Origin of the sequence: Chromobacterium sp. (assembly GCF_041912965.1) — a bacterium.
In the GTDB taxonomy this organism is placed as follows: domain Bacteria; phylum Pseudomonadota; class Gammaproteobacteria; order Burkholderiales; family Chromobacteriaceae; genus Chromobacterium; species Chromobacterium aquaticum.
In genome coordinates, this window is the sequence record NZ_JAYSGF010000011.1 from 104376 (window position 1) to 117755 (window position 13380).

Here is a 13380-nt window from a genome sequence, read left to right on the forward strand (position 1 = left end):
GGCTCAAGCCTGCCGGTCTTCGCGCCAGACGCGCACCCGGTTGCGCCCCTGCTGCTTGGCCGAATACAGGGCGGCGTCCGCCCGCAGCAAGGCCTGCTGGCTGCCGCCCTCCTCCGGCCGACCAGCCACGCCTATCGACACCGTCTGCGCCAGCCCCGCCGGCAAGCCATCCAAACCAGCCTCCGCCAACACCAGCCGCACCCGCTCCATCGTCTCCGCCAGCCGCTCCGGCGCCAGGCCCGGCGCCAGCACCACGAACTCTTCGCCACCGTAGCGCGCCAAGATCATTTCCGGCTGCAGACAGGCGGCGATATGTTGCGCCGACTGCTGCAACACCTGGTCGCCCACCAGGTGGCCGAAGCGATCGTTGATGGACTTGAAATCATCCAGATCCAGCATTGCCAGGCTCCACACCGCTTCCGCGTCCTGATCCAGCGCCGCCATGCGGCTGCGCAAGGCCCGCTGATTGAGACAGCCGGTCAGCACATCGGATTCGGCCAGCGCGTGCAATTGCTCCACCGCCTGGCGCAGCATATTCCGCCGCTGCTCCAGCAACTCCCGTTTCCCCTCGCTTTCCGCGTGCACGCTCTGCAGCCGGCGCAGCACCACCGCATTCTGTTCGCGCAGGCGCACGGTGTCGCGCAGCAGCGGATTGAAACTGGATAGAAACTCCCATTGCACCAGGATGAAGATCACCGCGCCGGCCAGCAAGGCGCTGTACAGCACGCCGCCCTCGCTATAGAAGCGGTACAGCGGATAGGCCCAATAGCCGATGAAGAAAGTCAGATGCAAATCACGACAGGGAGCCATCAAGAGACAGACCGCGGCGAAACCGCCGGCCAGCCACAGCACCACGACGATGCGATAAGCGCCCTCCTGCTCCGGAAACATGAACCACATCATCATGCTCCACACCATGGCGCTGCACAGCATCAAGCGCCGCAATCCCAGGTAATGCGCGAACACCTGCTCCTGGCGCCGCGCCTGCAGGCGAAAGCGATGCGCCAGCCGCGCGAACAGCAACTCCATCAGCAGGAACAAGCCCGACCAGAACAGGATGCGCCAGCCGGGCGCATGGCGGTACATCAGCAGACCAAACAAGGGAATGGCGACAAAGGACTGCAAGATGGAAATATTGAGCATGGACACAAATTGGCGCACCAATTCCGCCTCCAGCTGCGGTTGCGGGCTTTCCCAGGGAAAGGGGCGCGCGCCTAGCCAGCGCCTCATGCCTCGCCCTCCCGCGCCAGGCAAACCCGGTCTCGTCCCATTTCCTTGGCCTGGTACAACGCCTTGTCCGCCTGTTGCAGCAGAGCCTGCGGTCCGGCTCCCGGCCGCCAGGCGGCCACGCCGCAGGACAAGGTCACCGGCAGATCGCCGCTCCAGCGTCGCCAGTCCCAGCCGCTGATCTTGCCGCGCAGCGCTTCCATGCGCCGGCTCAGTTCCGCGCCGTTGCAGGCCGGCGCTAGCAGCAGAAACTCTTCGCCGCCGTAGCGGCCGAACAATTCGCCGTCCGCCAATTCCTCTTGCACCAATACGCACAGCTGCTGCAGCACATCGTCGCCGCGCGCATGGCCGTGGCTGTCGTTGATGCGCTTGAAATGGTCCAGATCGATGATGGCGATGGCGAAGGGCGCGCCTTGCGTTTCCGAACGCGCCAGCAGCCGCTCCATTTCCCGCATCAGCGCGCGCATGTTCAAGGCGCCGGTCAGCGGGTCGCGCGAGGCCAGTTCGCTGATGCGCTCCACCGCCTGGTCCAGCTCCACGTTCTTCTGTTCCAGCATCGCGTTGTAGCTCTCCAGCTGGCGCTGCTCCAGCATCAGTTCGCGCAACAGGCCGGTGTTCTGCGCGCGCTGGCTCATGGACTCATGGGCGAAGCGGTGCAACCTGGCGGTGAACTGCACCAGCACCAGCAGGTAGATCGCGCCGGAAACGCCCACCCAGCGGAATACCGCTTCCGGCGACAGAAACAGGCGCAGCAGGATCAAACCCCAGATCGGCAGCACGAAGCCAAAGAACAATTCGCGCCGCGCGGACAGCATCGCGCCCTGGACCGCGCTGACCGCAATCCCCCACAACACCACGATCAGGCTGTAAGTCAAATCCCCGCTCGGCATCAGCACCCAAGCGGCCAGACCCCAGCCCACGCCGACGCAGGTGATCTGCGCGGCGAAACGGCGGTGCAGCGCGGCGATCTGCCAGTCGTCGTGGTCGGGGCAGCGGCTGGCGCGCCAGGTAGTGCCCCACAGGGCCAGCAACAACAGCCAGAACGCCACCAGCCACAGCAGCGACGGCAGCCACGGCGTCCTGCCCCACTCCAGCGCCGCCAGCAGCGCCGAGCCCAGCAGCGCATGCGGCACCACCACGTGGGTCGAGCGCATGACATGCAGCATGGTGAGGCTGTCCAACTGGCTGATCGGCGGAGGCATGGCTGGCGTCTGACGAATTCCGGATGGCTTATTTTTCCGTTATAGCGGGCAAAGCGCCAGTCCGGCGCGTCCGGGCATGAAAAAGCCCCGCGGGCCAAGGCGCGCGGGGCGTGTATGCCGGATCGAGTTCGATCCGAATACCGATTACAGATCCTTGGCGTTTTCCGCCAGGTAGGAAGCCACGCCTTCGGCGCTCGGCTTCATGCCCTTCTTGCCCTTGTTCCAACCGGCCGGGCACACTTCGCCGTGCTCTTCGGTGAACTGCAGCGCGTCAACCATGCGCAGCATTTCGTCCACATTGCGGCCCAGCGGCAGGTTGTTCACCACTTGGTGCTGCACCACGCCGGAGCGGTCGATCAGGAAGGAGCCGCGGAAAGCAACGCCGCCTTCGGCTTCAACGTCGAAGGCCTTGCACAGTTCGTGCTGGATATCGCCCACCAGGGTGTAGCCAACTTGGCCGATACCGCCTTTTTCCACCGGGGTGTTGCGCCATGCGGCATGGGAGAACTGGCTGTCGATGGACACGCCGATCACTTCCACGTTCTTGGCTTTGAAGTCGGCCAGGCGGTGATCGAAGGCGATCAGCTCGGACGGGCACACGAAGGTGAAGTCCAGCGGGTAGAAGAACACTACCGCGTACTTGCCGGCGGTAGCTTGCTTGAAGGAGTAGTTGTCAACGATCTGACCATCGCCCAGCACGGCGGAAAAGGTTTTCGCGCCATCGAAGAAGGGGGCTTGCTTGCCAACGAGTACGGCCATTGCGGATCTCCTTAAAGGTCTTGGTGTGACTGCGCTTCCCTGATCGGGCATCGGGAAACGCGGCGGAATGCGAGGCTTTATAAATCAGCCCGGCCGGGATCGGCAAATTGTAAATCCATATCGTTGCGATAAAGTTTTGCAATGCCGCTGCGGCGGGCGCGCCTTGAGAATAGCTAAGGCTGCTATTAGATCGGGGCGAATGCCCAAGGTTCAAGCCGAGCCGTCCAGCCGCGCCAAATAAAAACGGCCGCTGCATGGGCAGCGGCCGTCGGCATCGCATTAAGCCGACATCAAGCGGACGGCTCGGCCTTCTGGCGCAGACGCAGGTTCAGTTCGCGCAGCTGCTTGTCGTCCACCGCATTGGGCGCGTTGGTCAGCAGGCACTGGGCGCGCTGGGTTTTCGGGAAGGCGATCACGTCGCGGATGGACTCCGCGCCGCACATCAGCGTCACCAGACGATCCAGGCCGAAAGCCAGGCCGCCGTGCGGAGGCGCGCCGAACTTCAGGTTGTCCAGCAGGAAGCCGAACTTGTTCTGCTGCTCTTCCGGGCTGATCTTCAGCGCGCCGAACACTTTTTCCTGGATCTCGGCGCGGTGGATACGGATGGAGCCGCCGCCGATTTCCCAGCCGTTCAGCACCATATCGTAGGCGCGCGCCAGGCAGGCGCCCGGATTGGTGGCCATCAGGTCCTCGTGGCCCTGCTTGGGGCTGGTGAACGGATGGTGGCAGGCGGTCCAGCGGTCGTCGTCCTCGTCGTGCTCGAACATCGGGAAGTCCACCACCCACAGCGGGCGCCATTCCTTGACGAAGTAGCCGTTGGCCAAGCCGTGTTCGTGACCGATCTTGATGCGCAGCGCGCCGATGGCCTCGTTCACCACCTTGGCCTTGTCCGCGCCGAAGAAGATGATGTCGCCGTTTTGCGCGCCGGTGCGCTCGATGATGGCTTTCAGGCCATCCGCGGACAGGAACTTGACGATGGGAGACTGCAGGCCTTCTTCGGTCGGCTTGCTGGCGTCGTTGACCTTGATGTAGGCCAGACCCTTGGCGCCGTAGATGCTGACGAACTGGGTGTAGTCGTCGATTTCCTTGCGGCTGAGGCCGGAACCGCCCGGCACGCGCAACGCCACCACGCGGCCGTTGGCCATGTCGGCCGCGCCGCGGAACACCTTGAACTCTTCCGACTTCATCACATCGGTCAGTTCGGTGAATTTCAGGTCCACGCGCATGTCCGGCTTGTCCGAACCGTAGTAGAACATCGCGTCGGCGTAAGTCATGCGCGGGAACTGCGGCAGCTCCACGCCCAGCACGTCGCGGAAGATCTCCTTGGTCATGCCCTCGGTAATATCCATGATCTGGTCCTCGTTCAGGAACGAGGTCTCGATATCGATCTGGGTGAATTCAGGCTGACGGTCGGCGCGCAGGTCTTCGTCGCGGAAGCACTTGGTGATCTGGTAGTAGCGGTCGAAGCCGGCCACCATCAGCAATTGCTTGAACAGCTGCGGCGATTGCGGCAGCGCGAAGAATTCGCCCGGGTGCACGCGGGACGGCACCAGGTAATCGCGCGCGCCTTCCGGCGTGGAGCGGGTCAGCATCGGGGTTTCAATGTCGATGAAGCCCTGCTTGTCCAGATGGTTGCGCACGCCCATCGCCACCTTGTAGCGCAGACGCAGGTTTTTCTGCATCGCCGGGCGGCGCAGATCGATCACGCGGTTGGTCAGACGCACGTTCTCGGACAGGTTCTCGTCGTCGATCTGGAACGGCGGCGTGGCGGCGGCGTTGAGGATTTCGATTTCCTTGGCCAGGATTTCGATCTCGCCGGAAATCATCTTGCTGTTGGCGGTGCCGGCCGGACGCTCGCGCACGATGCCGGTGATGGACAGCACGTATTCGCCGCGGCTGCTGTCGGCCAGTTGGAACGCTTCCGGGGTGTCCGGATCGATCACCACCTGCACCAGGCCTTCGCGGTCGCGCAGGTCGATGAAGATCACGCCGCCATGGTCGCGGCGGCGGTGAGCCCAGCCCTTCACGGTCACGGTCTGACCCAGGTATTTTTTGTCAATAAGTCCGCAATAGTCGGTTCGCATTTGGGTAAACCCTTTTATTCAAATTCGCTGAGGTATCCCCGCCAGGGGGAAAAGAAGGCTTTATGGGCTAGACAGGGTGGCGGCCTAGCCCTGTCGATTATGTTCGTCGTTCAGGCGCGGACGCTGAGCGGCCGGCGGCGGGTTAGGCGCCACCATGCCCATGGAAATCGCGTATTTCAACGCTTCGTCCACGCTCATGTTCAATTCGCGGGTGTCCTTCTTGGCCACCATCACGAAATAACCCGAAGTCGGGTTAGGGATGGTGGGCACGTAAACGCCGATGAACTCGTCGTCGGACAAGGATGCGGACACGACATCAGGCAGCGGGCCGGTCTGAAACGCCACCGTCCACATGCCGGAATGGGGAAACTGCACCAGCAGCGCCTTCTTGAAGGCCTGGCCGGAGTCGGACAGCAGCGTGTCGCTGACTTGCTTGACGCTGTTGTAGATGCTCTTCACCACCGGGATGCGCGACAGCAGCGCGTCCCACATGTCCAGCACACGCTGGCCCAGCACATTGGCGGCCAACATGCCGGTGCCCAACAGAATCAGCACCGACAGCACCACGCCCAGGCCGGGCAAGTGGAAGCCAAGCAAGGCCTCGGGCTGCCATTCCTGCGGCAGCAGGTTCAGCGTCTGGTCCAGCGAGGTGACGATCAGGTTCAGCACCCACAAGGTCACGGCCAAGGGCAGCCACACCAGCAAGCCAGTGACCAGGTAGCCCTTCAGCGTCATTTTTATTTGCGGCGTCATCGGGGTTTACGCGCACCCACAGCCAGTGCCGCAGCTATGACCGCCGCCGCTGTCAGAAGACGCGGAGGACGAGCCGCTGGACGCGCCGCCCTTGAAGTCGGTGGCGTACCAGCCGGAACCCTTCAGCTGGAAGCCGGCGGCCGACAGCTGCTTGCGGTATTCGGCGCTGCCACAGGCCGGGCATTGCGCGATCGGCTCGTCGCTGAGTTTTTGCAGGTGCTCTTTGGCGACGCCGCAGGCGCCGCAACGGTATTCGTAGATTGGCATAGCTTTGCTTCCCCACCAGTAATCATGATGGCATAATAGACCGAACTCATGCTGCACTGCACTATCCGAGCGTGAACTTCCGCTCGACATGCCTAGTCGGACAGACGCGGATGAACGGCTCCAACGCCGAGTCATCCATCCGCCGAATCGTCGATTATATCCGACTGAATCGTCAATACAAAAATCCCTTTGCTTCATTAGCCCGCAATACTGCCCTGCAACCCTACAAATCCCGGAGGTCACATGGTTTACCAAGAGGGTCAGATGGAAAGCATTCGCAACATTCTTGCCGGCAAGAAAGGCCTGATCGTAGGCATCGCCAACGAGAACAGCATCGCCTACGGTTGCGCCAGCGTGCTGCGCGACCTGGGCGCCGAGTTCGCCGTCACCTACCTGAACCAGAAAGCGGAAAAATACGTGCGCCCGCTGGCCGACCAGCTGGGTTCGCCGCTGGTGCTGCCGCTGGACGTGGAGCAGCCCGGTCAGATGGAGGCGGTGTTCGATGCGATCCGCCAGCAATGGGGCAAACTGGATTTCGTCATTCACTCCATCGCCTTCTGCCCGATGGACGATCTGCACGGCCGCGTCACCGACTGTTCGCTGGAGGGCTTCCAGCAAGCGATGCGCGTGTCCTGCTACTCCTTCATCGAAATGGCTCGCCTGGCCGAGCCCTTGATGAGCCAGGGCGGCAGCCTGATCACCATGAGCTATTACGGCGCCGACAAAGTGGTGGAGAACTACAACATCATGGGTCCGGTCAAGGCGGCGCTGGAAAGCGTGTCGCGCTATCTGGCCAGCGAACTGGGCTCCAAGAACATCCGCGTGCACGCGGTCTCCCCCGGCCCGCTGCGCACTCGCGCCGCCTCCGGCATCGCCCACTTCGACCAGTTGATCGAGGACGCCATCGCCCGCGCGCCGCAAAACCGCCTGGTGGAAATCGAGGACGTGGGCACCACCTGCGCCTTCCTGATCTCCGACGCCGCCCGCGGCCTGACCGGTCAGACCATCTATGTCGATGGCGGCCACCACATCAAGGCCTGAGGGAGCACGCCATGACACGCGACGAACACGCTTTCGCCGACATCCTGCAACAGGCCATCGACCTGGGCCCGCTGCCGATGGCGGTGGCCCATCCCTGCAGCCGCGAAGCGCTGCTGGGCGCGGTGGAAGCCGCCGACCACGGCATCGCCACCCCCATCCTGGTGGCCCCCGCCGCCAGGCTGGCCAAGCTGGCCGACGAACTGGAAGTGGACCTGAGCCGCTTCGAGCTGGTCGACGTGCCACACAGCCACGCCGCCGCCGAACAGGCGGTGAGCCTGGTGCGCGACGGCTACGCCGACATCCTGATGAAGGGCAGCCTGCACACCGATGAGTTCATGGGCGAGGCGCTGGCGCGCGGCACCGGCATCCGCACCGACCGCCGCATCAGCCACGTCTGGATCATGAAGGTGGAAACCTATCCGCGCTACCTGTTCATCACCGACGCCGCGATCAATATCGAGCCCGATCTGCTGACCAAGCGCGACATCTGCCAGAACGCCATCGACCTGACCCAGGCGCTGGGCATTTCCCAGCCCAAGGTGGCCATCCTGGCCGCGGTGGAAACCATCAATCCGGCGATGCGCTCCACGCTGGACGCCGCCGCGCTGTGCAAGATGGCGGATCGCGGCCAGATCACCGGCGCCATCCTCGACGGCCCGCTGGCCTTCGACAACGCCATCTCGCGTGAAGCCGCCGACAGCAAGGGCATCGTCTCGCCGGTGGCCGGCGATCCCGACATCCTGCTGGTGCCGGACCTGGAAGCCGGCAATATGCTGGGCAAGCAGCTGACCTATCTGGCCGCAGCGGCTTCCGCCGGCATCGTGATGGGCGCGCGCGCGCCCATCGTGCTGACCAGCCGCGCCGACGACGCCACCGGCCGCCTGGCCTCCGCCGCGGTGGCCAATCTGCTGGCGCACAAGCGCCGGCAAAGTGGGCCGCGGCCATGAGCCGGGTGCTGCTTGCCGTCAACGCCGGTTCGTCCACGCTGAAATTCCGCGCCTTCGCGCCGGACGGACGCCAACTGCTGGCGCGCGGCATGGTGGACCGTTTCGGCCAGGCCAAGCCGGAGCTGCAATTGCTGGACGGCAAGGGCCAGATGCTGAGCTGCCGCGCGCTGGACGACGGCGGCCGCGCCAACGCCATCGCCGCGGTGATCAACAGCCTGGCCGATCAGCAACTGGAGCCCGTGGCGGTGGTACACCGCGTGGTGCACGGCGGCGGCCGCTTCACCGCCGCGACGCGGCTGAATGCCGACATCCGCGTCCAGCTGGAAGAGTATGTGGCGCTGGCGCCCTTGCACCAGCCGGTCAGCCTGGCGGTGATTTCCGCTTTCGAGGAATACGACGCCAGGCTGCCGCAGTTCGCCTGCTTCGACACCGCCTTCCACGCCCAGCAGCCGGAAGTGGCCACCCGCTTCGGCATCGCCCGCCACTGGCATGACGAGGGCGTCCGCCGCTACGGCTTCCACGGCCTGTCCTATGCCGCCATCGCGCGGCGGCTGCCGGAGCTGGGCCTGGAGCGCGCCAAGGTGGTGGTCTGCCACCTGGGCAGCGGCGCCAGCGCCTGCGCGCTGGACGCCGGCCGCAGCATGGCGTCCAGCATGGGCTTCTCCGCGGTGGACGGGCTGATGATGGGTAGCCGCCCCGGCTATATCGATCCGGAGGTCATTCTCTACTGGCAGGAACAGGCCGGCATGAGCGTGGCCGAGGTGAGACGCGAGCTGTACAAGAACTCCGGGCTGCTCGGCGTCTCCGGCATCTCGTCCGATATGCGCGAACTACTGGCCAGCGATCTGCCGGCGGCGCGCGAGGCGGTGGAACTGTTCTGCTACCGCGTGGCGCGCGAAACGGCCAGCCTGGCCGCGGCGATGAAGGGCCTTGACGCGCTGGTATTCACCGCCGGCGTGGGCGAGCACTCGCCGGAAGTGCGCGGCCGGGTGCTGCAGCAACTGGCCTGGCTGGGCTTCGAAGTCGACCAGGCCGCCAACCTGGCCCAAGCGCGGCGCTTGACCACCGCCGCCAGCGCGCGCGCCGCCTATGTGCTGCCCACCGACGAGGAAGGCGAAATGGCGCGCCAGGTGGCCGCGCTGCTGCAGTAAAACGCCGGGCCCGTCCACAAGGCGGGCCGGTTTGGAACGGCGGCGACATGCCCAAGGCAAGACGCGCGCGTCGCCGGCCGCTCTTATTCCAGCCAGTCGCTCATCGTCAGCCCCACGCCCAGCGCGCGGGTGCGCGCATTGTAATCGATCAGGTTTTCGCCATAACCATCGAAAGCCTGCACATAGCCGCGCAGCTTGCCCTTCAGCGGGAAGCTCCAGTCCAGTTGCAAGCCATGCTTGCCGCTGTCGAAATTGGGCCGCCACAAGGCGCTGAAGGTCTGGCCTCTATATTGGTAGATCGCCTGCAGATCCCCGTGCCCCATGTATTTCATTATGTCCGGGTTGTCATCGTTGTCGCCGGACTCCGGCAGCCGCGCCCACCAGCGGCCCTGCAAGGTGAACGGACCATTATCCAGCGCCGCCATCGCGTACACCCGGTTCCAGCTGCGCGACAGGGGATTGGCGCGGCCATTGGACTGGTGCAGCAAGCCCAGGCCGCCCATGCGCAGCCGGGTATCGCCCCAGGCCCAGGAGGACGGCAGCGGGAAGCTCAGGATCAGCTCCGGCTCGTAATCGGTTTCGCGGAACGGCGCGGAATGCGCCTTGTTGTAAATTTGCCAATGCGACTGCTGGGTATAGGCGAACCACAGGTTCAGCGGGGTATCGAAGATGTCTTCCCACACCTTGGTCTTGAACGACAGCTGGAACTTGGCCTCGGTCTTGTCCAGATTGCCGCCAGGAGTCTGGCTGGGCGGCCGGGTCGGCGACTGCGGCTCATTATTGGGCTTGGCCATCTGCCACACCGGCAGATAGTAATTGGGGCGATACATGCGGAAGCCGAAGGTATCGCCGCGCGAGCGTCCATCCAGGTCCCAGGCCTCGGCCAGCCGGCTGGCCACCGCCACCGTGTCCGGCATTACCCGCTCCGCGCCGCCAGGCGCGGCGGCCAATGGTGGTTCCGGCGCGGGCACAGGCCGCGCCACCTCGGGCAGGCCGGCGGCCAGCCCGTCATAGCAGGCCAGACGCAGTTTGGCGTCCGCCAGGCGGCCGCATTCGGCCAATTGCTGCGGCAGTTCCGCCGCCAGGGTCTGCGCCGCGCACAAGGCCAGCGCCCAAGCCATCCATCCCGACATTGCCACGCCTCCAGCGAGGGAAATCGAAACGCCAGATACACAAAAGGCCCCGCGATGCGGAGCCTTTGCGTATTCTTCAGCGCTGGGCTGTTGATCAGGCCATGGCCTTGATCTGAGCCGACAGACGGCTCTTGTGACGAGCAGCCTTGTTCTTGTGGAACACGCCCTTGTCAGCAATGCGGTCGATCACTTTTTCGGAAGTCTGGAACACTACCTTGGCAGCGGCTTTATCGCCTGCTTCAACTGCCTTGAGCACTTTCTTAACTGCGGTACGGAACGCAGTACGCAGGCTGGCGTTGTGCGCGCGCTGCTTAAGGGCTGTGCGTGCACGCTTGCGAGCTTGTGCGCTGTTAGCCATGAATCTTTCTCCTGATGAGCGGAATCTGAAACCCGCGATTCTAAGCCCTAAACTCAGGTTTTGCAACAATAAACCTGGCGGCGTACACTAGCGGGCTTGCTCAACGCTAGATAAACCACCCGCAACATGAATCTGCTCAAGGCTCTGGCTGCTGTCAGCAGCATGACCATGGTGTCCCGCATCCTGGGCCTGGTCCGCGATACCATCATCGCTCGCGTGTTCGGGGCCGGCATGGCCGCCGACGCCTTCAACGCCGCCTTCAAGATTCCCAATATGCTGCGCCGCCTGTTCGCCGAAGGCGCGTTTTCGCAGGCTTTCGTGCCCATTCTTGGCGAATACAAGAACCAGCGCAGCGAAGAGGAAACCCGCGAATTCATCGCCAAGATCACCGGCGTGCTGGGTTCGGTGCTGCTGCTGGTCACCGCCGTCGGCATGCTGGCCGCGCCGCTGATCATGTGGATCTCCGCGCCCGGCTTTTACCGCGAACCGGCCAAGGCCGCCCTGTTCGCCGACATCCTGCGCGTGTCCTTCCCTTATATCTTCTTCATTTCGCTGTCCTCGATGACCGGCAGCGTGCTCAATAGTTGGGGCAAGTTCTCGATTCCGGCCTTCACGCCCACCTTCCTCAACCTCAGCTTCATCGTGTTCGCGCTGTTCTTCAGCAGCCACTTCGACCCGCCCATCATGGCGCTGGCCTGGGCGGTCTTCGTCGGCGGCCTGGTGCAGCTGGTGTGGCAACTGCCCTTCCTGAAACAGATAGGCATGCTGGCGCGCCCGGTGTTCGCCTTCCGCGACCCGGCGGTCTGGCGCGTGATCAAACAAATGGGGCCGGCCATCTTCGGCGTGTCGGTGGCGCAGATCTCGCTGCTGATCAACTCCACCTTTGCCTCCTTCCTGCCCACCGGCAGCGTGTCCTGGATGTATTACGCCGACCGGCTGATGGAATTCCCCTCCGGCGTGCTGGGCGTGGCGCTGGGCACCATCCTGCTGCCCTCGCTGTCCAAACACGCCGCCACCCGCTCCGACGACGAATTCAGCGTGCTGCTGGACTGGGGCATCCGCCTGTCGCTGCTGCTGGCGGTGCCGGCCACGGTGGGCCTGGGCCTGCTGTCCGGCCCGCTGCTGGCCACCCTGTTCACCTACGGCAAATTCACCGCCCACGACGCGCTGATGTCGCAGCAGGCGGTGATCGCCTACTCCTTCGGCCTGCTCGGCCTGATCCTGGTCAAGGTGCTGGCGCCCGGCTTCTACGCGCGCCAGGACATCAAGACCCCGGTGCGCATCGCGTTGATCACCCTGTGCCTGACCCAGTTGATGAACCTGGCCTTCGTGTTTCCGCTCAAGCACGCCGGCCTGGCGCTGTCCATCGGCCTCGCCTCCTGCCTCAACGCCGGCCTGCTGCTGCGCGCGCTGCTCAAGCGCGGCCTGTACCAGCCCTCCGCCGGCTGGGGCGGCTTCCTGGGCAAGATGGCCGTCGCCATCCTGGCGATGACCGCGGTGCTGCTGGCGCTGCAATGGCTGCTGCCGGTGCACTGGCACGGCCCGGCCTGGCAGCGCGTGTCCTGGCTCAGCCTGCTGGTGGTGGCCGGCGCAATCACCTATTTCGCCGCGCTGTTCGCGCTTGGCTTCCGCCCGCGCGACTTCATGCGCCGCGAACGCTGAACATGGCCAGCCAGCCGCGCCCGCCTATGCTGAGCCCAGCCGACCGCCAGACGGCCGGCGTGCTGCTGGTCAGCTGTCTGAGCCTGACCTTGCTGTACTACCCGGCCAACCGCCACTGGATGCTGGACTGGCTGCAGCAATGGTGGCCGGCGCTGGGCCTGTCCTTCCGCCAGCAAGTGGCGCACAACCCGGATACCGACCTCTACCGCGTCGCTTACTGGGCGCTGGCCAGCATCGTCAGCTACTGCCTGCTGCCGCTGCTGGCCATCCGTCTGATCGACCGCCGCCCGCTGAGCGACTTCGGCCTGGCCTGGCCGGACCACGCCACGCTGAAGGCCGACCTCAAGCTTTTCCCGCTGTTCTACGCCGTGATGCTGCCCTTGGTGTGGTGGGCGTCCGGCCAGCCCGGCTTCTTGAAGATCTACCCCTTCTTCCGCCTCAGCTCCGGCGAAAGCATGTGGCCGCACTGGCTGCTGTGGGAGCTCTTGTATTTCGCCCAATTCGCCGCGCTGGAATTCTTCTTCCGCGGCTATATGGTGCACGGCCTCAAACCACGGCTGGGCGTCAGCGCCATCTTCGTGATGGTGCTGCCCTATTGCATGATCCATTTTGAAAAACCGCTGCTGGAAAGCCTGGCCGCCATCATCGCCGGCGTTGCGCTGGGCGCGCTCAGCTACCGCTACCGCTCCATCTGGCTGGGCATCGCGCTGCATTGCAGCGTGGCGCTGACCATGGATTTGATGGCGCTGTGGCGCAAGGGCCTGCTCTGACGAGAAGGCCGCCGCGGCGGAAACCG

At 64.4% G+C, this 13380-nt stretch carries 13 protein-coding genes; 5 read left to right on the plus strand and 8 right to left on the minus strand.

Annotated features, from left to right (window positions below; genetic code table 11):
* Nucleotides 1-3 precede the first annotated feature (3 nt).
* The 6 genes from ACE3QM_RS08315 to ACE3QM_RS08340 all read right to left on the minus strand — a co-directional run bounded on the left by ACE3QM_RS08315 (nt 4) and on the right by ACE3QM_RS08340 (nt 6292).
* On the minus strand, nt 4-1230 hold the full coding sequence (locus ACE3QM_RS08315) for a GGDEF domain-containing protein (RefSeq protein ID WP_374421368.1): 1227 nt from the start codon (nt 1228-1230) through the stop codon (nt 4-6).
* Nucleotides 1227-2429 carry a GGDEF domain-containing protein gene (locus ACE3QM_RS08320; protein ID WP_231460902.1) on the minus strand — a complete coding sequence of 401 codons (1203 nt, stop codon included), beginning with the start codon at nt 2427-2429 and terminating at the stop codon, nt 1227-1229. The genes ACE3QM_RS08315 and ACE3QM_RS08320 overlap by 4 nt, the downstream gene beginning before the upstream one ends.
* 144 nt (nt 2430-2573) lie before the next feature.
* Nucleotides 2574-3188, minus strand: coding sequence for a peroxiredoxin (locus tag ACE3QM_RS08325; RefSeq protein WP_048409261.1), 615 nt, complete (start codon nt 3186-3188; stop codon nt 2574-2576).
* A gap of 290 nt (nt 3189-3478) precedes the next feature.
* Entirely contained in the window at nt 3479-5272 is a 1794-nt protein-coding gene (gene aspS, locus ACE3QM_RS08330; RefSeq protein ID WP_048409260.1) for an aspartate--tRNA ligase, read from the minus strand.
* 84 nt (nt 5273-5356) lie between these two features.
* Nucleotides 5357-6025 carry a DUF502 domain-containing protein gene (locus tag ACE3QM_RS08335; RefSeq protein ID WP_048409259.1) on the minus strand — a complete coding sequence of 223 codons (669 nt, stop codon included), beginning with the start codon at nt 6023-6025 and terminating at the stop codon, nt 5357-5359.
* A 6-nt stretch (nt 6026-6031) separates the two neighbouring features.
* Nucleotides 6032-6292 (minus strand): FmdB family zinc ribbon protein, encoded by a 261-nt coding sequence (locus ACE3QM_RS08340; protein ID WP_048409258.1) that lies wholly within the window; start codon nt 6290-6292, stop codon nt 6032-6034.
* 243 nt (nt 6293-6535) lie between these two features.
* Between ACE3QM_RS08340 and fabI the strand changes: the two genes are divergently transcribed.
* The 3 genes from fabI to ACE3QM_RS08355 are packed head-to-tail and all read left to right on the plus strand — an operon-like array spanning nt 6536 to nt 9431.
* A complete protein-coding gene (fabI, locus tag ACE3QM_RS08345) occupies nt 6536-7333 on the plus strand; it encodes an enoyl-ACP reductase FabI (protein ID WP_374421369.1) in 798 nt (265 codons plus the stop codon).
* Nucleotides 7334-7344: 11 nt separating this feature from the next.
* Nucleotides 7345-8280 carry a phosphate acetyltransferase gene (locus ACE3QM_RS08350; protein ID WP_374421370.1) on the plus strand — a complete coding sequence of 312 codons (936 nt, stop codon included), beginning with the start codon at nt 7345-7347 and terminating at the stop codon, nt 8278-8280.
* Nucleotides 8277-9431, plus strand: a complete 1155-nt coding sequence (locus ACE3QM_RS08355; protein WP_374421371.1) for an acetate/propionate family kinase — start codon at nt 8277-8279, stop codon at nt 9429-9431. The genes ACE3QM_RS08350 and ACE3QM_RS08355 overlap by 4 nt, the downstream gene beginning before the upstream one ends.
* An 83-nt stretch (nt 9432-9514) precedes the next feature.
* Here ACE3QM_RS08355 and ACE3QM_RS08360 read toward each other — a convergent pair whose 3' ends face one another.
* Complete coding sequence (locus tag ACE3QM_RS08360; RefSeq protein WP_374421372.1) at nt 9515-10564, minus strand: phospholipase A; 1050 nt, start codon at nt 10562-10564, stop codon at nt 9515-9517.
* 94 nt (nt 10565-10658) lie between these two features.
* Nucleotides 10659-10922, minus strand: a complete 264-nt coding sequence (gene rpsT, locus ACE3QM_RS08365) for a 30S ribosomal protein S20 (protein WP_048409254.1) — start codon at nt 10920-10922, stop codon at nt 10659-10661.
* A gap of 126 nt (nt 10923-11048) precedes the next feature.
* Between rpsT and murJ the strand changes: the two genes are divergently transcribed.
* Nucleotides 11049-12584 (plus strand): murein biosynthesis integral membrane protein MurJ, encoded by a 1536-nt coding sequence (gene murJ, locus ACE3QM_RS08370; protein ID WP_374421374.1) that lies wholly within the window; start codon nt 11049-11051, stop codon nt 12582-12584.
* A gap of 26 nt (nt 12585-12610) precedes the next feature.
* Complete coding sequence (locus ACE3QM_RS08375; protein WP_374421376.1) at nt 12611-13354, plus strand: CPBP family intramembrane glutamic endopeptidase; 744 nt, start codon at nt 12611-12613, stop codon at nt 13352-13354.
* The last annotated feature ends 26 nt before the right edge of the window (nt 13355-13380 follow it).

Bases quoted from the DNA above. Each gene is read 5' to 3' on its own strand.
- ACE3QM_RS08315 (WP_374421368.1), bottom strand. From the start codon at position 1,230: ATGAGGCGCTGGCTAGGCGCGCGCCCCTTTCCCTGGGAAAGCCCGCAA.
- ACE3QM_RS08320 (WP_231460902.1), bottom strand. From the start codon at position 2,429: ATGCCTCCGCCGATCAGCCAGTTGGACAGCCTCACCATGCTGCATGTC.
- ACE3QM_RS08325 (WP_048409261.1), bottom strand. From the start codon at position 3,188: ATGGCCGTACTCGTTGGCAAGCAAGCCCCCTTCTTCGATGGCGCGAAA.
- aspS (WP_048409260.1), bottom strand. From the start codon at position 5,272: ATGCGAACCGACTATTGCGGACTTATTGACAAAAAATACCTGGGTCAG.
- ACE3QM_RS08335 (WP_048409259.1), bottom strand. From the start codon at position 6,025: ATGACGCCGCAAATAAAAATGACGCTGAAGGGCTACCTGGTCACTGGC.
- ACE3QM_RS08340 (WP_048409258.1), bottom strand. From the start codon at position 6,292: ATGCCAATCTACGAATACCGTTGCGGCGCCTGCGGCGTCGCCAAAGAG.
- fabI (WP_374421369.1), top strand. From the start codon at position 6,536: ATGGTTTACCAAGAGGGTCAGATGGAAAGCATTCGCAACATTCTTGCC.
- ACE3QM_RS08350 (WP_374421370.1), top strand. From the start codon at position 7,345: ATGACACGCGACGAACACGCTTTCGCCGACATCCTGCAACAGGCCATC.
- ACE3QM_RS08355 (WP_374421371.1), top strand. From the start codon at position 8,277: ATGAGCCGGGTGCTGCTTGCCGTCAACGCCGGTTCGTCCACGCTGAAA.
- ACE3QM_RS08360 (WP_374421372.1), bottom strand. From the start codon at position 10,564: ATGTCGGGATGGATGGCTTGGGCGCTGGCCTTGTGCGCGGCGCAGACC.
- rpsT (WP_048409254.1), bottom strand. From the start codon at position 10,922: ATGGCTAACAGCGCACAAGCTCGCAAGCGTGCACGCACAGCCCTTAAG.
- murJ (WP_374421374.1), top strand. From the start codon at position 11,049: ATGAATCTGCTCAAGGCTCTGGCTGCTGTCAGCAGCATGACCATGGTG.
- ACE3QM_RS08375 (WP_374421376.1), top strand. From the start codon at position 12,611: ATGCTGAGCCCAGCCGACCGCCAGACGGCCGGCGTGCTGCTGGTCAGC.